The sequence below is a fragment of the Actinomadura bangladeshensis genome (genome assembly GCF_004348335.1).
Lineage (GTDB): Bacteria > Actinomycetota > Actinomycetes > Streptosporangiales > Streptosporangiaceae > Spirillospora > Spirillospora bangladeshensis.
Map to the genome: position 1 here is coordinate 16,612 of NZ_SMJW01000069.1, position 16,986 is coordinate 33,597.

Here is a 16,986-nt window from a genome sequence, read left to right on the forward strand (position 1 = left end):
GTGGGGAGCCGGTGAACCCGGGGTGGGGTTAGCCCCACCCTCAGCGCTCGCCGCCGGGCTTCCACAGCACGTCGCCGTGCTCGGCGTTCGCGACGCGGCACAGGATGAACAGCAGGTCCGACAGCCGGTTGAGGTACTTGGCGGTGAGCGGGTTCACGCCGCCCTCGGCGGTCTCGCCGGCGCTGCCGTGCGCCTCGATCGCCGCCCAGGTGGTGCGTTCGGCGCGCCTCGTCACCGTTCGCGCCACGTGCAGCAGGGCGGCGCCGGGCGTCCCGCCGGGGAGGATGAAGCTGCGCAGCGTCGGCAGGTCGGCGTTGTGCTCGTCGCACGCCTCCTCCAGCCGCTCGATGTAGGACGTCTCGACGCGCAGCGGCGGGTACTGCGGGTCGGGCACGACCGGCGCGCACAGGTCGGCGCCCACGTCGAACAGGTCGTTCTGGACGCGGGTCAGCAGCGCGACGACGTCCTCGGGGAGCGAACCGAGCGCGAGGGCCGTCCCGATCGCGGCGTTGGCCTCCTCGACGTCGGCGTACGCGGCGAGGCGCGGATCGGTCTTGCTCGTCCGCGACGCGTCGCCCAGCGCGGTGGTTCCGTCGTCGCCGGTCCGGGTGTAGATCCGCGAGAGCACGACGGGGTTCTCCCTGTTCTTCGCCATGGGACGCAGCCTAGCCCTGCCGCACGTAGAAGGCCGTTCGGTAGGGTTCCGGGAAAGACCCCGGAGGCCGCCGTGTACGACTACATCATCGTGGGCGCGGGGAGTGCCGGCTGTGTTCTCGCGGCCCGACTCACCGAGGACCCGTCCGCCAAGGTGCTGCTGCTGGAGGCGGGGCCGCCCGACGACGCGCCGGAGATCCACATCCCGGCCGCGGTGGCCTCGCTGATCAAGGGCCCCTACGACTGGGACTACGCGACCACGCCGCAGGAGCACGCCGCCGGCCGCAGCGTGTACTGGCCGCGGGGGCGGACGCTCGGCGGCAGTTCGTCCACCAACGCGATGATCTACATCCGCGGCGCCCGGCACGACTACGACACCTGGCGCGACGCCTTCGGCTGCGACGGGTGGGGCTATGAGGACCTGCTGCCCTACTTCCGCCGAGCCGAGGACCAGCAGCGCGGCGACCTCCCCTACCACGGCGTCGGCGGCCCGCTCCGCGTCGAGGACCTGCGCTACAAGCACCCGCTGACCCGCGCCTGGGTGCAGTCCGCGAAGGCGTACGGCCTCGCCGCCAACCCCGACTTCAACGCCGCCGACCAGGACGGCGTCGGCTTCTACCAGGTCACCCACAGGCGCGGCAGGCGCTGGTCGACCGCCGCCGGCTACCTGCACCCGATCGAGAACCGGCCGAACCTCACGGTCGTCACGGACGCCCTCGCGTCCCGCGTCGTGATCGAGGACGGCCGCGCCACCGGCGTCCGCTACGAGGCACGCGGCGAGACGCACTCGGTGCGCGCCGACGCCGAGGTGATCCTGTCCGGGGGCTCGGTGAACAGCCCGCAGCTGCTGATGCTGTCGGGGATCGGCCCGGCCGACCACCTGCGCTCCCTCGGCATCGACGTCGTCGTCGACTCCCCGGTGGGCAAGGGGCTCCAGGACCACCCGTTCGTGAACGTCATGTTCGCGACACCGCGGACGAAGGTGCTGTGGGAGCAGGCGAACGCGCGTGCCTTCGCCCTGTACCAGTCTCTGGCACGCGGGCCTTATGCGTCGAATGTCGCCGAGGCGGGTGGGTTCGTCCGGACGGTCGAGGGCCTGCCCGCGCCCGACCTGCAGTACCACGTGCTTCCGACGCCGTTCGTGAACCAGGGGCTCACCGAGTCGTCCGAGCGGCTGCTCTCCGTCATGGTCACCGCCATCGCGATCGAGAGCCGCGGCGCGCTGACCCTCCGTTCCGCCAACCCGTACGCCAAGCCGCTGATCGACCCCGCCTACCTCGCCGACAAGGCCGACCTGGACATCCTGGTCGCCGGCGTCCGGCAGGCCCGCGAGATCGCCGCGATCGGCCCGCTGGCGTCCCTGATCGGCGGCGAGTGGGCGCCGGGCGAGCAGGTCGAGTCGGACGAGGCGATCGTCGGGTTCATCCGGCGCCAGGTCGCGACGCTGTTCCACCCGACGAGCACCTGCGCGATGGGCGGCGGCGACGCCGTCTGCGACGCGTCGTTGCGGGTCAGGGGCGTCGAGGGACTGCGGGTCGTGGACGCCTCGGTCATGCCCTCCGTCCCGCGCGGCAACACCAACGCCCCGACGATCGCCATCGCCGAACGGGCCGCCGACCTGATCCGGGGCCGCAGCCCCCTGAAGCCGGCGAACGCCCAGGACTAGGGCGTGGACGTCCAATCCCGCGCCCAGGAACTGGCCGACGAGCTGGTCGCGTCGGGCGCCGAGGTAGGGCTGCAGATAGCGGCCTACTTACATGGCGAACTGATCGTCGACGTGCACGCCGGCCGCGCGGACGCGTCCACCGGCCGCCCGGTGGACGACCGGACCCTTTTCCATGCGCCGGAGATGGGGCTGGTCGCGACGGTGGTGCACGTGCTGGCCCAGCGGGGGCTGATCGAGTACGGGGTCCCGGTCGCCGCGTACTGGCCAGAGTTCGGCGCCCACGGCAAGACCGACATCACCGTCGCGCACGTCCTCACCCATTCGGCCGGAGTGCCGCAGGTGCCGGACGGCCTCGTCCCCGAGGACTTCGCCGACTGGGACGCGCTGTGCGCGCGGGTCGCGGATCTGCGGCCGCTGTGGCGGACGGGCACCGCGGCCGGCGCCCACGTCCTGACGTTCGGGATCATTCTCGGTGAGGTTGTCCGGAGGGTCTCGGGGCGTCCCATCACCGACGTCCTGCGGGACGAGGTCGCTGTGCCTCTCGGCGTCGCCGACGATCTGTTCTTCGGCGTCCCGGCGTGGCACCTCTCCAGGCTGGCGCGCATGGAAGGCCACGATTCCACCGACCCCGTGCTGCACTTTCCCGAGGGTTCGCTCTTCCACCGTGTCGTCCCGCCCGCGTGGCGGGAGGGCGCCGTGCTGGCGAACCGGACCGAGTACGAGGCCATGTCCATGCCCTGCTCCGGCAGGGGGACGGCTCAGGCGCTCGCGCGCGTATACGCCGCCCTGATCGGCGAGGTGGACGGCGTCCGGCTCATCCCGCCCGAGCTGACATCCCGCCTGTCCTCCATCATGACGGTGCGGCAGGACCGCGTGATGGGCGGGCCCATTCCGAGAGGGCTCGGCTTCGGGGTCGCTTCCGTTGAGACGGCGTCCTACACCGCGTTCGGAGACATGAACAACTGCGGTGTGGCGTTCGCCGACCCGTCCCGCGGCCTCAGCGTCGCCGTGCTGTTCAACCTGCTGGCGCTGCGGCTGCCCGCCCCCGGCTACGAGATCGCCGACGAGATCCGCGCGGTCCTCGGGCTGGAACCCAGGCTGATACAGGCGATCCGGAGGCGTCAGGCCGACCGGGCGATCCGCCGGTTCCGCCGCCGGGCGGTGCGGCGGCGGAGGCGCGACTGGACATCGGCCGACTGAAACGAAGAACGCCCCCGGCCCGGGGTACGGGCGGGGGCGTGGACCTTCGCGAAGGCGCTGCGAGCGTGGACCGTGGTGGTCGGGCCGCGAGCGTGGACCCTCGCGGACGGGGCGCGGGCGTCACCGCTTGAGCGCCTTCGCGATGCGGGCGCGGCGGGCGTCCTTCGCCTCGGCCCGCAGCACGCGTACGCGGTCGTTGATGATCACCTTGTCGAACTCCGGGCGGATCATGCCGTTCTCCTTGTTCCCGCCGGGCCCTCGTGGCCCGACATGTACAAGGTTCGTCCTAAGCCCCCACCCCCCACATGGGGACGAAGCCTTATCTACGCCGCCTTAGACCGCCTTAGTCAGGGGTGCCGGCCTAGGGAGGGCCTGAGGCGTGGACCCGCCTCGGGGCATCCGGCCGGAACGCGGGGGGACTGGACAGGGGCGGCCCCGGTCTGCCAGGATCCGGCCTCATGATCTACGAAAGGGGCGTCGCCGCCCTCGTCCGGTGAGCGACTTCGCGCAGCGGGAAGCTGCCGACATCCGCGCGGAATGGCTCGGGCATCTGCTCTCCACCGCGCCCGCCGACCGCCCGGCCGCCGAGACGGCCATCTCCGAGCTGTACCGGCTGATCGGGCTCGATCCGCCGCGATTCCACTGGGTCTCCTCACCGCTCGCGGCCTTGGAAACCGTCCCACCGGGCACCCGCCCACGGCCGGACGAGACCGTGGAACGTCTCTCCGACTGGCCTCTGCCGGTGCGTTTCCGCAGCATGATCAGCAGGTTCTCCGCACAACTCGATGCCGAGGTCATGCGGGGCTACCGCCCGCTTGACCCGATGCTGCGGCAACTGGTCCGCGCGCCGATGGCGGCCTCGTCGCAGAGCACGCTCCGCAGGGCTCTGCGGTCGGCCAACGAGATCCAGCGGGTCGGGCCCTGGTATGACGCGCTGTGCGTCTCGTGGGTCGCCCACTACGACGCCGTCCGCCGGACGTCCGGTGTGGTGTTCACTCCCGAGCAGACGCGCCTGCTCGATCTGTGGGCCACGCTGGGGCGGTCGTCCGGCTGGTGGTGGCCGCGCGAGCACGTCTGCGTCGTGTCCGAACGGCCCGTCGAGTTGCACACCGAGGTCTGGGGCGAGGAGGGGCAGGTGCGGCTGCACCGCCCGGACGGCCCCGCGCTCCGGTACACCGACGGCGCCGACGTGCACGCCTGGCACGGCATGAGGGTGCCGACCTGGGTGATCGACGATCCAAGCGTCGAGCGGGTCGCGCGGGAGACCAATGTCGAGGTCCGCCGCTGCGCCATCGAGAGGATCGGCTGGGGCGACTACATCGACGGGGCGGGTCTGCGGCTCGTGGCCACCGCGCCGGACCCCGGCAACCCCGGCTCGGAACTGCGGCTCTACGACCTGCCCGAACAGACCAGAGTGCTGCTCGCCGTCAACGGCTCCGCCGAACGCGACGGACACCGCCGCCGCTACGGCCTGACCGTGCCGGGCGCCATCGAGGATCCGGTCGCCGCCGCCGGCTGGACCTACGGGCTGTCCGCCGACCAGTACTCCCGACTCGTCCGCCGAACCTGAAGGTGATCCCCATGACCGTGACCCTCGCGTCCCTTTCCCTCCAGACCGGGCTCCCCGTCCTCGACCATCTCGAACAGTCGGTGAGCATCCCGATCGTCGACGGGATCCAAGCCCAGGGCGACCTGATCGTCATCCCCATGTCCGAGATCTCGGCATCCCTGACGTTCCAGCAAGGGGCCCGCTGGACGGACGTCCCGTCCGAGGGCATCGAACTCCTCCGAGGCGAGGCGGGCGGCAACCCGCACACCCTCGTCGCCGACCCCGGAACCTGCCGCTGGACGAAGCACGTGTACGACTCCAGCGGCCTGGCCATCGGCGTCTTCGAGGCGTCCGCCACCGTCTACCTGCTGCACCCCGAACACGGCGCCTCCGGCTGCACCCCGGGCCACTACGCCGTCCGCCGCCAACGCGAGTACACGACGGGCGGCTGGGGCTCCCGCCTGGTCCTCGACTGACCCGCGAACCACCCCTTCCACCGCCATGAGTAACCGCCCCCGTCCCGCGGACGGGGGCGCAGCCCCTGGCCGCCCCAATCAGGAGTCATGCCGGGTGCCGGTGGATGATTTCTCACACCTCGAATCATTATTTACATCATCTACATGTATTAATGTTGGGGGCCCGGCATCCCCGATCGGGTGGTCGAGGCGCCGGGCTAGGTCGGCTGTGAGGGTGCGGGCATGGAGATCGAGTCACTGGCGATGGCCCTTGAGCGGGAGCATCACGAGATCGATGCCGGGATCGAGGCGTTCATGGACGGGACGCGGGACGCGCTCGCGGGTGCCGTTCGCGCGCTGCGCCGTCACATCTACCTCGAAGAGGAGTTCCTCTTCCCGGCCCTGCACGCGGCCGGGCTGACGGCGCCGGTGCTCGTCATGCTGCGTGAGCACGGGCAGATGTGGGCCACGCTCGACGCCCTCGACGCGGACCCGGACGACGGTGCCGCGTACACGCTGTGCCGGCGGCTCACGGTCCAGCTCCTGCACCACAACCTGAAAGAGGAGAAGGTCCTCTACCCGGAGCTGGAGCGGGTCGTGCCGGAACCGCGGGCCGAGCGGCTGCGGGCCTTCCTCGAGTCCGGAGAGATGCCCGCGGATTGGGTGTGCGTGCGCGCGCGGGCCTGAGTGAACGGAGAAGCACGGTGGAGAAGAAGGCCGTCATCGGCAACGCGTCCGCGCTCGCGGAGTTCAGTGCCGAGGGGTACTGCCCGAAGGTGCTGTCGGCGACCGACAGCACCAGGGTGATGGTCGTCGGCATGGAGGACGGGCAGGAGATCCCGCTGCACACGCCGGGCGTGGAGCTGGCTCTGGCGATCATGGAGGGGGCCGGGGAGGTGTGGGTCGGCGATGCGCCGCACCCGGTGGCGGCCGGGGACCTCGTGGTGGTGCCCGCCGGTACCAGGCGCGGCGTCCGCGCCCGCGGCCGGCTGGTGTTCATGAACGTCGTCTCGCCGCCGCCGACCGCGGCGGATCACGAGGTCGAGCGCAGCCCGTGGCCAGCTGACTGACCGCCGCCGCGGGTGAGGGACTTGGGATAGTTTTTCCCCATTCGTCCGGTTGTGTCGGGTGTGGTTGGCGGTAAGGGTGAAGGAACTCCCGCCGGGAGGGACCCGGCGGGGTCATCGACACCACGGGCGCGCATGTGCGGGACGTGCCGCGGCCGGACGGGGGAGGGCCGATGACGGCCACAGTTCTGGAATCCATGCGCACCACGCTGCGGGGGCCGGTGATCGGTCCGCCGGACCCGGACTACGACCGAGCCCGCACGATCTACAACGCGATGATCGACAAGTCCCCGGCCGCCATCGTCCGGTGCTCCGACGCCGCGGACGTGGTGGCGGCGCTCGGTCTGGTCCAGGAGGCCGGCGCGCAGGTCGCCGTCCGGGGCGGTGGGCACAGCGGCCCCGGTCTCTGTCTGGTGGAGGGTGGCGTGACCGTCGACCTGTCGCCCATGCGCTGGGTGCGGGTCGACCCGGAGGAGCGCACGGCCGAGGTGGGCGGCGGAAGCCTGCTGAGCGACCTGGACCACGCCACCCACGCCTTCGGGCTCGCGGTGCCCGCGGGAATCGTCTCGACGACCGGGGTCGGCGGCCTCACGCTCGGCGGCGGTCACGGCCACCTCACCCGCAAGTACGGCCTCACGGTGGACAGCCTGGTCTCGGCCGACGTGGTCCTGGCGGACGGCACACTGGTCACCGCGTCCGAGGAGCGGAACCCCGACCTGTTCTGGGCGCTCCGCGGCGGCGGTGGCAACTTCGGCGTCGTCACCTCGTTTACCTTCCGGCTGCACCCCGTGGACACGGTCGGGGTGGGCGTCACGGCATGGCCGATCGACGCCACCCGCGATGTGCTGCGGTGGTACCGCGACTTCCTGCCGCAGGCGCCCGAGGACCTGAGCGGCTTCGTCGCCCTCCTCGTCATCCCGCCCGCGCCGCCGTTCCCCGAGGAACTGCACGGCCGCAAGATGTGCGTCATCATCTGGTGCTACACCGGCGAGCCGGAGAACCTGGAGGACGTCCTCGCGCCGACGGTCGAGCCCGGTCGGCCGGCCTTCACGTTCACCAGCCCGATGCCCTACCCGATGCTCCAGACCATGTTCGACGACCTCATCCCGCCCGGTCTGCAGTGGTACTGGCGGGGTGACTTCTTCGACCGCATCCCCGATGAGGCCGCCGAGATCCACCAGAGGTTCGGAACGGAGATCCCCACCGACCTGTCGACCATGCACCTGTACCCGATCGATGGCGCGGCACAGAGGCCGGGGAGGGACGACACCGCCTGGGGCTACCGGGACGCCACCTGGTCCGCCGTCTTCGCCGGCATCGACCCCGATCCCGCGAAGACCGCGACGATCCGGCGGTGGTGCGTGGACTACTGGGAGGCGCTGCACCCGTACTCGATGGGAGGTGCCTACGTGAACTTCCTCGGCACGGACGAAAGCGAGGACAGGGTCCGGGCCACCTACCGCGACCATTACGACAGGCTCGCGGAGATCAAGGCGAAGTACGATCCCGACAACTTCTTCCGGGCGAACCAGAACATCAGCCCGTCGGCACACCCTTAGCTGACTTCGACGAATCCGAGCCGGTCGTAGAGTCGGCGGGCGCGGCGGTTGCGGCGGGTCACGGCGAGGGACAGGGTGTCGTGACCCTGCTCCGCCAAGGCGTGCATGACCGCCAGTACCAGGTCGCGCCCCAGGCCGTGCCCCGCGTGGGACGGGGCGGTGAAGAGGAAGGCCAGGAGCGGTTCGTCCCGGTAGAGGGTGGCGAGGGCTCCGCCTACCGGACGGTCCTCGTGGTCGGCCACGAAGGAGGCTTCCGGGAGGAACGTCCCGTATTCGCCGTCCAGGGTGAGCTGGATCTCGCGTGCCGCGCCCGGAAGGTCGCCGACGTCGGCCTCGTCGGGGGTGCCGCGGTAGGCGGCCCACATGGCGGCGGCGAGCGCCGGGACGTCCGCGGCGGTGAACGGCCGGAGGCCCGGCGGGGGCGGCGGTGTCGCACCCAGGGGCGCCCGGAGGCGGCTGCGCACAGGTGCGCCGAACGTCCCGGATGTCATGATTTCCAGTCTAGGCGGCGCCCCCGGCGCGGGGCCGGGGGAGCCATGGTCTCGCGGTGGCGGGTCAGCGCTTGTACCGGCGGCCGTGCAGCATGTTGATCAGGCCGAGGACGCGGGCCATCTCCTTGTCGGTGCGGCCGAACGAGGTGAGGTTCATCGTCGCGAACCGCTGCCGGGTGATGGCCTTCGGGCGGGTGAACTCGCGCAGCCCGTCCGCGCCGTGGATGCGGCCGAAGCCGGACTCGCCGACGCCGCCGAACGGCAGCGCGGCGACCTGGGCGAACGCGGCGAAGGCGTTGATGGAGGTCATGCCGGACCGCATCCGGCGGGCGACGTCCAGAGCGCGGGACTTGTCGCCGGAGAAGATCGTCCCGGCGAGGCCGTAACCGGTCTTGTTGGTCCGCTCGACGGCCTCGTCGAGGTCCTTGACCCGGTGGACGGTGATCGTCGGGCCGAACGTCTCCTCGCAGACGGCGGACGAGTCGTCCGGCACGTTGGCGAGGACGACCGGCTCCACGTACGGCTTGCGCACGGACTCGGCCCCGCCGACGACCGCCTTGCCGCCCTTGGCGAGCGCGTCCTTGATGTGCCGCTCGATGATGTCGAGCTGCGACGGCATGGTGATCGGGCCGTAGGCGGCCTCGCGGTCGAAGCCGGGGCGCAGGTCCTTGGCCTTCTCGGTGAGCTTGCCGAGGAACTTGTCGTAGGCGTCGTCCACGACGTAGATGCGCTCGACCCCGATGCAGGTCTGGCCGGCGTTCGACATGGCGCCCCACAGCGCGGCGTCGGCGGCGGCGTCGAGGTCGGCGTCGGAGTCGACGATGCAGGCGTCCTTGCCGCCGCACTCGGCGACGATCGGGGTGAGGTTCTGCGCGCAGGCCGCCATGACGCGCTTGGCGGTGCGGGCCGACCCGGTGAAGGCGATCTTGTCGACGCGCGGGGACGAGGCGAGCGCCGCGCCGGTCTCGCCGAGTCCGGTGATCGTCTGCAGGACGGGGTGCTCGGGGATGACCGCGTCGAACAGCTCGGCGAGCAGCACGCCGACGCCCGGGGTGAACTCCGACGGCTTGAACACGACGGCGTTGCCGGCCGCGAGCGCGTACCCGATGGAGCCCATCGGGGTGAAGATCGGGTAGTTCCACGGGCCGATCACGCCGACGACGCCGAGCGGCTGGTACTCCAGCACGCACTTCTGGTTGACGGCCATGAGGCCGGGGTAGACGCTGCGCGGTCCGAGGATCTTCTGCGCGTTGCGGGCGGCCCAGTCCAGGTGGGTGATCGCCATGATCGTCTCTAGCTGGGCGTCCTGCACCGGCTTGCCGGTCTCCTGGTGGATGAGCTCGGCCATCCGGTTCAGGTTGCGGGCGAGCGACCCCTTGACGTTGAGCAGCCGGAGCCGGCGCTCCTTCCAGCCGAGGGCCCGCCACCACTCGGCGGCCTCCCGGGCGCGTTCGACCGCCGCCGCCACGGCGGCACCGTCCTGGACGGGATGCTCGGCGACGACCTCGCCGGTGGCCGGGTTCAGGGACGCGAACGTCTCGGTGCTCTCCGTGGCCACGGACATGAGGAACCTCCCGGGAGGAGCCTGGTAAGTGAGTACTTGCGCCTGCGTACCGGCTAGTAAACCACCCTAAGCCCCCCGCCGGGAGTCGGGGATCCAGCTTCCGTGGAATCCGGCCGGAACGCGCCGCGGCAGGTGGACGGTCGCCGTGTGCGACAGGTCCGACGCGTCGAGCACAAGCAGTTCGGCCCCCGTGTCGCCGGACGCGATCGACAGCAGCCAGCCCTCGTCCTCCGCGCGCGCTCCCTCGGCGGGGACGAACACCGCCTCGCCGAGCTGCACGTCCGGCCCGCACTCGCGCGCGGACGGCCCCCCGCGCAGGTCGTACTTCACGATCGTGTTCCCGGCGACGGTGTAGAGGTAGCGGTGCTCCAAACCCGTCCTGGTGTCGTCGTGGGTCGGGAACTCCACGTTCCGGTCGTCGAGCTGCTCCTCGGCGGCCTTCCCGGTGGCCGGGTCGAGAATCCACCGGTGCAGCTGGGCGCTCTCCGAGGTCACCGCCTCCGTCGCGGGGTCGACGGTGCCGCCGATCCCGCCCCAGAGGGCCGCGAACGCCTCGGGACGGTAGCGCGCCCCGTCCAGGACGACCCGCCCGGCGGCGTCCTCGTGCGCGTTGCCGACATGGAAGACGTAGCACGGGTCGACCTCGAACCAGCGGACGCCGCCGGAACCGTCGCGCGGCATCACGCCGAGCCGCGCCCCGTACCCGTCGTCCCACCGGTACGGCATCCCGGACTCACCGGACAGCGCCAGGTCGAGGTCGAACACCACCGGCAGGTCGAGCCACACGACATGGTTCTCGGTGATCGCGAAGTCGTGCATCATCGTCGGGCCGGGCACCTCGACCTCGCGGCTCTCCACCAGCGTCCCGTCCGCGGACAGCCGGTGGTAGGTGAGGTAGGGCGGGAACATGCCGTAGCCGAAGAACAGCAGGTCGCCGGTGACCGGGTCCTCCTTGGGGTGCGCGGTCATGGCCGTGGTGAGCCGCCCGCCGAAGTCGCACGGGCCGGCGGTGCCGAGTTCGGGCGTCACCTCGTAGGGGAACCCGTTCTCCACCAGCGCCCAGATCCTGCCCGCGTGCGGGACGACGTGCGTGTTCGCCCGCACGGCGCGCCGGTCGAAGCCGTAGTCGTCGCGGACGAACGGCTTCCCCTCGGTGAACGCCTCCGTCTGGACCCAGCGGTTGCGGTACCACTCGGCCCGGCCGTCCCGCAGCCGCACCCCGTGGAGCATCCCGTGGCCGGTGAACCAATGCCCGCTCGGCTCGCCCGGCTTGGGGTTCGGGCCGTTGCGGAAGTACCGGCCGGTCAGCTCGGGCGGCAGCGTCCCGGTGACCCGCAGGTTGTAGGCGTCGGTCTCGTCGGGGACGGGGGCCAGACGGCCGTCCAGCCATGCGGCCGGCTTGTCCATGAGGTTCTCTCTCATCGCGGCGTTCCCTTCCAGTATCAGCGCGAGGACGGCTGGGCGTCGGCGGCCTGCGCGGCCGGCGGCCCGAGTTCGGTGGCGTGGCGCTTGCGCGCGCGGTCGGGGTGGCGGGCCGTGAAGACGGCGGGGACCGTGAAACAGGCGACCTTGACGGCGACCAGCAGCGCGGTGGCGTCCGGGGCCCCGTGCTGGACGAGGCCGAGCACGACCGCCGTCAGGGTGAAGCTCGCGGCCCAGGCGGCGGTGATCGCGCGGTTGATGCGCATGAACAGGGCGGTCGCGGCGATCTCCGCCGAGACCTGGCGGCGGGCGATGCCCGCGGTGAACGGGCGGCGGAACAGGAGCGTTCCCCAGGCGGTCAGCGCCAGCCAGCCGATCGCGAGGGAGGCGCCGTAGTCCAGGACGGACGAGTCGGGCACGGTCAGCGCCAGCGCGGTGAGCGCCGCCATGTAGACCGAGGTCGAGATCTCCAGGATCAGCGAGTCGGCGCGGTGCCCCCGGCGGAGGTCCCGGCCGAGCAGCACGAGCGCCGTGACGAGTCCGGCGGCGGCGCCCGCCCGGCCGTCGAAGCCGCTCACGACCGCGAGCACGATCCACGGCAGGAAGGTTCTGGCGTAGTACTTCGGCATGGCGGGCGTCCTTCGGCAGCGACGTTCCAGTTATGACAGGTCGAACGTAGACGTTCCACTTCTGACATGTCAATACAGACTGGTAGAGTCGCCGGCATGAGTTTGCGACACGCGGTGCTCGGACTCCTCGCCGAGCTGGGCGGCGCCAGCGGCTATGACCTGCTGAAACTGTTCGAGGTGTCGCTCGACAACGTGTGGCCGGCCACGCAGAGCCAGCTCTACGGCGAACTCGGCAAGCTCACCGACGCCGGGCTGATCGAGGTCGCCGCCGAGGGGCCGCGCGGCCGCCGCGAGTACCGGATCACCCCGTCCGGCCGGGCGGAGCTGCACCACTGGCTGATCGGCATCGCCCCCAAGCCCAACCGGCGGGACGAGACGCTGCTCCGCGTGTTCTTCCTCGGCGAGCTGACCCGCGCCGAGGCCCGCCGATACATCGACGAGCAGATCGACGCGATCGGCGCCCAGGCCGCCGGGCTCGCGGAGGTCGAGAAGGCCGTCGAATGGGACGAGCAGGGCGGCATGGCGGACAACGGCCGCTTCGTCCTGGAGTACGGCAAGCGCTTCTTCGAGATGCGCCGCGACTGGCTGCGCTGGGTCGCCGCGGAACTCGCCGCACGCGACTCCCGCTCACCCGGCGATTCCCCCGAGGACTGAAGGGAGCGCGCCCCGGCCGGGCCGTGAGGCGTCAGTTCGTCCAGAACTGGAAGAGCGACAGCCCGACCCGGATGGGGATCTCGCCCAGGCCCAGCGCCTCCGTGATGTGGAAGACGGCGGTGAAGAAGGCGTCGTTGATGGGCCCGAGCCACAGCAGCGCGATCAGGATGAGGAAGACGTAGCCGCCGTAGGGGCTCACCTTGGCGACCCAGCGCTGCGGCAGGTACGGCTCGATGATCCCGAACCCGTCCAGGCCGGGGATCGGCAGCAGGTTCAGGATGGCGGCGGTGACCTGGAGGAACGCCAGGAACGCCACGCCCAGCCAGAACACGCCGTGGTCCTGGTGGGCGAAGTTCTTGTAGAGCACCGCCAGCATGATCGCGAACAGGACGTTGGACAGCGGGCCCGCGGCCGAGATCAGGCTGTGCCGCAGCCTGCCCCGGATGGAGTGCCGGTCGATCCAGACGGCGCCGCCCGGCAGGCCGATGCCGCCGAGCATGATGAACACCACCGGGATCACGAAGCTCAGCACGACGTCGGAGTACTTCAGCGGGTTCAGCGTGAGGTACCCCTTGCCGACCACGCTGCGGTCGCCCGACCGGTAGGCCGTGTAGGCGTGCCCGAACTCGTGCGCGCACAGGGACAGCATCCACGCCGCGAGGACGAACCCGAACAGCGCGATCCGCGCCTCTTTGGCCGGGTCCTCCCCGTACCGCCAGGCGATCAGGCCGCACAGGACGGTCACCGCCGCGATCGCGAGGAACACCGGGCTCGGCCGGACGGCCGCGCTCCCTCGCGCCCCGTGTGCAGTCCCGTTCATCGTTCCCGGCCCCTCTCGCCGCGCCGCCGTTCTCCCGGCGCCCCGTCCCGCCCGATCGTCATTCGGAAGCTACCCGCTCCAACGCCGTGCCCGTGCGGCGGGTCTCCCGCCCGCGGGCGTCACGGCGCCGCGATCACCGGGACGACGTAGGTGCGCAGGAAGCGGCGCTGCGCCTCGGCGTCCCGGTCCCGGTCCATCACGATGAGCGAGGTGATGATCCGGAAGAGGAACTCGACCGTCCCCTCCACCTCGATGTCGGCCCGCAGCATCCGCTGCCGCTGCGCCTGCGCGAAGTACGGCCGCACGTACTCGCAGCACAGGTCGAGGACGTGCTCGGCCGCGCCCGCGACCGCCGCCTGCATGTGGCCCGCCGCCTCCGGCACCAGGAAGTGCGCGATGGTCGGCTCGCCGCGGACGTACTCGATCGCGTCCAGCGACCCCTCGACGATCGCCTCCGGCACCGACCGCTCGCGGCGCAGCCGCGCGGCCAGCCGGTCCAGGAACCGGTGCAGGTCGCGCACCACCACGGCGAGGATCAGCTCGTCCCGGCCGCCGGTGACGCTCCGGTACACCGTCGCGCGCGACAGGCGCGCCGCCGCCGCGATGTCCTCGACCGTCGTCTTGGCGACGCCGAAGCGGCGGAAGCACTCTTCCGCCGCGTCGATGATCCGCTCGCGCGTCGCGTCGGTGGTGACCGGGGGCATGGCAGCACATTACCGGCTGCCCGCCGGCACCTAGCCCAGCGTGTACTCCAGCGCCCAGGCGTGGGATCCGTCCTCGGCGACGGTGATCTGGCCGAGGCCGCGGATGCCGGCCAGCTCCCCGGTCCCGGACGTGGGGACGATCAGCCACCGCAGCCACTGGGTGTCGGGCGTCCCGTCCTCGCTGCCCGCGCTGTGCTGCAGGACGAACCCGCCCTCCCGGCCGTGCAGGATGCCCTGCACCCGCTCCACCCCCACGTAGGCGACGGGCCCGGCGGGCGTCTCCACGGTGATCAGCTCGGTGGTGCTCGTCCCGACGAGGTCGCCGTGGAACTGCTTGCCGACGTGGACGCGGGTCAGCTTGGCGCCGTCCCGCTCCTCGTAGGGCTTCTCGGCGTCCCACGCCTCGATGTCGAAGCTGCCGCTGGCTTGAAACGTCATGCCCGCCATGATGCCCGCCGCGTCCGACGGCGGGGAGACTTCGGAGCTCGGGGCCCTAGAAAAGGGTGCCCTCGTGCTCGATGCCGCGCAGCGCGTCGTAGTCGAGGGTGACGCAGTCGATGCCGCGGTCGGTGGCGAGGACGCGGGCCTGCGGCTTGATCTCCTGCGCGGCGAACACGCCGCGGACGGGCGCGAGGTGCGGGTCGCGGTTCAGCAGCTCCAGGTACCGGGTCAGCTGCTCGACGCCGTCGATCTCGCCGCGCCGCTTGATCTCGATCGCGACGGTGGCGCTGTCGGCGTCCCGGCACAGGATGTCGACCGGGCCGATCGCGGTGGGGAACTCGCGGCGGATCAGCGTGTAGCCGGCACCGAGCGTGGTGATGTGCTCGGCGAGCAGCTCCTGCAGGTGCGCCTCGACGCCGTCCTTCTGCAGGCCCGGGTCGATGCCCAGCTCATGGCTGGTGTCGTGCAGGAACTCCTCGATGGTGAGGATCAGCCGCTCGCCCGACTTGCCGTGCGTGACCGTCCAGCGCGCGGTGGCGCCGTTCTCCTCATAGCTCTCCTCGCGCAGCGAGCAGGGCGGGTTCATCCAGTTGAGGGGCTTGTAGGCGCGGTCGTCGGCGTGGATGCTCACGCTCCCGTCCGCCTTGATCAGGATCAGGCGGGGGGCCATCGGCAGGTGGGCGGTGAGCTTGCCGGCGTAGTCGACGCTGCAGCGGGCGATAACGAGACGCACGCTGCCTCACCTTAGTCCCGGACGCGGCGCGCTTCAGTCCGGACCGGCGAACCGGCGGTCGCCCTGAGGTTCCCCGATCCCGCCTAAGGCACCTGTACCTGTGCACATAAGGCGTGCTTCCGATGTGGGAGCGGCCCCCTTAGGACGAGTGTCTTGGGTGTCGGGTCGTGCCGAGCGGCCCGCGACCTTCGGGAGACACCGTGTACCACCACGACATCATGCAGTCGATCATGAGCGAGCGGACCCGCGAGCTGCGGGCGCGGGCCGAGGCCGAGCGGGACGCCCGGTTCGCGCGGCGGGCCCGCGAGTTCTGGGCCGACCGCGCCGAGCGGGTCACCGCCGTCCGCCGGGCGCGCCGCCATGGAGCGGCGCCGGCGCGATGACGCGCGCCCCTGGACGGACGGGGGCCGTCCAGGGGCGCTCCGTAGCGGAATGAAAATCTTTGTCAAGCCTGGAATTCTCCGGACACCGTGATTAGCGTCGGCGGGTGGGTGTTCATCCTCAAACGGCGAAAGGACCCCCGCATGTCTCTCGACGTGACTCCGGAACTGCTTGAGACGGCGCAGAAGGGCGAGGTCGGCGAGGCCGACTTCGTCGAGTGCATCAGGACGTCCCTCCCCTACGCGTGGGACATGATCAGCGGGCTGGTGGCCCGGCTCCAGGTGGACGGCGGCGACTTCGCCGACAACCTCACCCCGCCCCCGGACGAGCAGGCCCGCGGCCAGCTCCTCCGCGTCCTCGCGAGCGACGCCATGCGCTCCACCCTGGAGCGCCACTTCGGCGTGAAGCTGGCCTTCCAGAACTGCCACCGCGTCGCCGTCTTCCCGACCGGCGACTCCTCCGCCTACCGCACGTTCGTGACCCCCCGCGAGCAGATCCTCAACCAGTCCCCCGAACTCCGCGACTGCTGACCCCCACCCCGGCCGATGCGGTGCGGAAGCGACACCGCTTCCGCACCGTCCGCCGAACTGGATTCTCGGGATCTCGCCGTCCCGGTGAGCGCAGCTCGGCCTAATCGGCGGCGCGGAGGTGCGGGAGGACTTCGGAGCCCAGGCGGGTGATGTTCTCCAGGGTGGCTTCGCGGGAGCCGGCGGCCTCCGCCAGCAGGATCAGGTGGTCGATGCCCGTCTTCTCGACCGTGGACAGGAGGGACTCGACGCAGTCGTCCGGGGAGCCGACGGGGTGGATGCCGCACATGCGGCGCGTGTAGGCGACCGGGTCGGGGGAGGGGCGCGGACGGTCGTCCACGGCGACGTATCCCTTCAGGCCGGGGCCCAGCCAGCGGGGCATCTCGTCCATCAGGGTCTTGACCGCTGCCTCGCGGGTGTCGGCCACCTGGGCCACGTGGGTGGAGATGTGCGGGAGGTCGGGGCGGCCG

19 protein-coding genes and 1 pseudogene are annotated in these 16,986 nt (G+C 71.4%); 10 read left to right on the top strand and 10 right to left on the bottom strand.

Features of this window, described 5'->3' with window-relative positions:
* Positions 1-40 precede the first annotated feature (40 nt).
* On the bottom strand, positions 41-655 hold the full coding sequence (locus tag E1284_RS15845) for a cob(I)yrinic acid a,c-diamide adenosyltransferase (RefSeq protein WP_131939849.1): 615 nt from the start codon (positions 653-655) through the stop codon (positions 41-43).
* Positions 656-727: 72 nt separating this feature from the next.
* On the opposite strand from E1284_RS15845, the gene E1284_RS15850 reads away from it, so the two are divergent.
* The 7 genes from E1284_RS15850 to E1284_RS15880 all read left to right on the top strand — a co-directional run bounded on the left by E1284_RS15850 (position 728) and on the right by E1284_RS15880 (position 8,150).
* Positions 728-2,320 carry a GMC family oxidoreductase gene (locus tag E1284_RS15850; protein ID WP_131939850.1) on the top strand — a complete coding sequence of 531 codons (1,593 nt, stop codon included), beginning with the start codon at positions 728-730 and terminating at the stop codon, positions 2,318-2,320.
* A gap of 3 nt (positions 2,321-2,323) precedes the next feature.
* Positions 2,324-3,520, top strand: a complete 1,197-nt coding sequence (locus tag E1284_RS15855; protein WP_131939851.1) for a serine hydrolase domain-containing protein — start codon at positions 2,324-2,326, stop codon at positions 3,518-3,520.
* Between the two features lie 493 nt (positions 3,521-4,013).
* Complete coding sequence (locus tag E1284_RS15860) at positions 4,014-5,090, top strand: DUF6745 domain-containing protein (protein WP_131939852.1); 1,077 nt, start codon at positions 4,014-4,016, stop codon at positions 5,088-5,090.
* An 11-nt stretch (positions 5,091-5,101) separates the two neighbouring features.
* On the top strand, positions 5,102-5,545 hold the full coding sequence (locus tag E1284_RS15865; protein WP_131939853.1) for a hypothetical protein: 444 nt from the start codon (positions 5,102-5,104) through the stop codon (positions 5,543-5,545).
* A gap of 222 nt (positions 5,546-5,767) precedes the next feature.
* Positions 5,768-6,211, top strand: coding sequence for a hemerythrin domain-containing protein (locus E1284_RS15870; RefSeq protein WP_131939854.1), 444 nt, complete (start codon positions 5,768-5,770; stop codon positions 6,209-6,211).
* 17 nt (positions 6,212-6,228) lie between these two features.
* Positions 6,229-6,594, top strand: a complete 366-nt coding sequence (locus E1284_RS15875; protein ID WP_131939855.1) for a cupin domain-containing protein — start codon at positions 6,229-6,231, stop codon at positions 6,592-6,594.
* Between the two features lie 170 nt (positions 6,595-6,764).
* A complete protein-coding gene (locus E1284_RS15880; protein ID WP_131939856.1) occupies positions 6,765-8,150 on the top strand; it encodes an FAD-binding oxidoreductase in 1,386 nt (461 codons plus the stop codon).
* On the opposite strand, the gene E1284_RS15885 is transcribed toward E1284_RS15880, so the two are convergent.
* The 4 genes from E1284_RS15885 to E1284_RS15900 form a co-directional block, all read right to left on the bottom strand.
* On the bottom strand, positions 8,147-8,641 hold the full coding sequence (locus E1284_RS15885) for a GNAT family N-acetyltransferase (protein WP_131939857.1): 495 nt from the start codon (positions 8,639-8,641) through the stop codon (positions 8,147-8,149). The genes E1284_RS15880 and E1284_RS15885 overlap by 4 nt on opposite strands.
* Before the next feature lie 64 nt (positions 8,642-8,705).
* Positions 8,706-10,205 carry an aldehyde dehydrogenase family protein gene (locus E1284_RS15890; protein WP_131939858.1) on the bottom strand — a complete coding sequence of 500 codons (1,500 nt, stop codon included), beginning with the start codon at positions 10,203-10,205 and terminating at the stop codon, positions 8,706-8,708.
* 66 nt (positions 10,206-10,271) lie between these two features.
* Positions 10,272-11,627 (bottom strand): carotenoid oxygenase family protein, encoded by a 1,356-nt coding sequence (locus E1284_RS15895; RefSeq protein WP_243714505.1) that lies wholly within the window; start codon positions 11,625-11,627, stop codon positions 10,272-10,274.
* A gap of 20 nt (positions 11,628-11,647) precedes the next feature.
* Positions 11,648-12,256 (bottom strand): hypothetical protein, encoded by a 609-nt coding sequence (locus tag E1284_RS15900; RefSeq protein ID WP_131939859.1) that lies wholly within the window; start codon positions 12,254-12,256, stop codon positions 11,648-11,650.
* A gap of 96 nt (positions 12,257-12,352) precedes the next feature.
* Between E1284_RS15900 and E1284_RS15905 the strand changes: the two genes are divergently transcribed.
* Positions 12,353-12,910 (top strand): PadR family transcriptional regulator, encoded by a 558-nt coding sequence (locus E1284_RS15905; protein WP_131939860.1) that lies wholly within the window; start codon positions 12,353-12,355, stop codon positions 12,908-12,910.
* Between the two features lie 31 nt (positions 12,911-12,941).
* Here the strand turns inward: E1284_RS15905 and E1284_RS15910 are convergent, their stop codons facing one another.
* The 4 genes from E1284_RS15910 to nucS form a co-directional block, all read right to left on the bottom strand.
* Positions 12,942-13,730, bottom strand: a complete 789-nt coding sequence (locus E1284_RS15910) for a site-2 protease family protein (RefSeq protein WP_131939861.1) — start codon at positions 13,728-13,730, stop codon at positions 12,942-12,944.
* 119 nt (positions 13,731-13,849) lie between these two features.
* Entirely contained in the window at positions 13,850-14,434 is a 585-nt protein-coding gene (locus E1284_RS15915) for a TetR/AcrR family transcriptional regulator (RefSeq protein ID WP_131939862.1), read from the bottom strand.
* Between the two features lie 30 nt (positions 14,435-14,464).
* Positions 14,465-14,872: a DUF3224 domain-containing protein gene (locus tag E1284_RS15920; RefSeq protein ID WP_243714506.1), complete on the bottom strand. Its 408-nt coding sequence runs from the start codon at positions 14,870-14,872 to the stop codon at positions 14,465-14,467.
* 55 nt (positions 14,873-14,927) lie between these two features.
* A complete protein-coding gene (gene nucS / locus E1284_RS15925; protein WP_131939864.1) occupies positions 14,928-15,608 on the bottom strand; it encodes an endonuclease NucS in 681 nt (226 codons plus the stop codon).
* A gap of 200 nt (positions 15,609-15,808) precedes the next feature.
* Between nucS and E1284_RS15930 the strand changes: the two genes are divergently transcribed.
* Together E1284_RS15930 and E1284_RS15935 are read left to right on the top strand one after the other, a co-directional pair.
* Positions 15,809-15,991, top strand: a complete 183-nt coding sequence (locus E1284_RS15930; RefSeq protein ID WP_131939865.1) for a hypothetical protein — start codon at positions 15,809-15,811, stop codon at positions 15,989-15,991.
* A gap of 141 nt (positions 15,992-16,132) precedes the next feature.
* Positions 16,133-16,519, top strand: a complete 387-nt coding sequence (locus E1284_RS15935; RefSeq protein ID WP_131939866.1) for an SCO5389 family protein — start codon at positions 16,133-16,135, stop codon at positions 16,517-16,519.
* 100 nt (positions 16,520-16,619) lie between these two features.
* Here the strand turns inward: E1284_RS15935 and E1284_RS41505 are convergent.
* Positions 16,620-16,986, bottom strand: a pseudogene (locus E1284_RS41505) (LLM class flavin-dependent oxidoreductase); the annotation flags it as partial.

Excerpts from the sequence above, each read along its gene's own strand:
- E1284_RS15915 (WP_131939862.1), bottom strand. The coding sequence starts at position 14,434 with ATGCCCCCGGTCACCACCGACGCGACGCGCGAGCGGATCATCGACGCG.
- E1284_RS15900 (WP_131939859.1), bottom strand. The coding sequence starts at position 12,256 with ATGCCGAAGTACTACGCCAGAACCTTCCTGCCGTGGATCGTGCTCGCG.
- E1284_RS15905 (WP_131939860.1), top strand. The coding sequence starts at position 12,353 with ATGAGTTTGCGACACGCGGTGCTCGGACTCCTCGCCGAGCTGGGCGGC.
- E1284_RS15920 (WP_243714506.1), bottom strand. The coding sequence starts at position 14,872 with ATGACGTTTCAAGCCAGCGGCAGCTTCGACATCGAGGCGTGGGACGCC.
- E1284_RS15910 (WP_131939861.1), bottom strand. The coding sequence starts at position 13,730 with ATGAACGGGACTGCACACGGGGCGCGAGGGAGCGCGGCCGTCCGGCCG.
- E1284_RS15865 (WP_131939853.1), top strand. The coding sequence starts at position 5,102 with ATGACCGTGACCCTCGCGTCCCTTTCCCTCCAGACCGGGCTCCCCGTC.
- E1284_RS15880 (WP_131939856.1), top strand. The coding sequence starts at position 6,765 with ATGACGGCCACAGTTCTGGAATCCATGCGCACCACGCTGCGGGGGCCG.
- E1284_RS15885 (WP_131939857.1), bottom strand. The coding sequence starts at position 8,641 with ATGACATCCGGGACGTTCGGCGCACCTGTGCGCAGCCGCCTCCGGGCG.
- E1284_RS15895 (WP_243714505.1), bottom strand. The coding sequence starts at position 11,627 with ATGAGAGAGAACCTCATGGACAAGCCGGCCGCATGGCTGGACGGCCGT.
- E1284_RS15890 (WP_131939858.1), bottom strand. The coding sequence starts at position 10,205 with ATGTCCGTGGCCACGGAGAGCACCGAGACGTTCGCGTCCCTGAACCCG.
- E1284_RS15935 (WP_131939866.1), top strand. The coding sequence starts at position 16,133 with ATGTCTCTCGACGTGACTCCGGAACTGCTTGAGACGGCGCAGAAGGGC.
- E1284_RS15845 (WP_131939849.1), bottom strand. The coding sequence starts at position 655 with ATGGCGAAGAACAGGGAGAACCCCGTCGTGCTCTCGCGGATCTACACC.
- E1284_RS15870 (WP_131939854.1), top strand. The coding sequence starts at position 5,768 with ATGGAGATCGAGTCACTGGCGATGGCCCTTGAGCGGGAGCATCACGAG.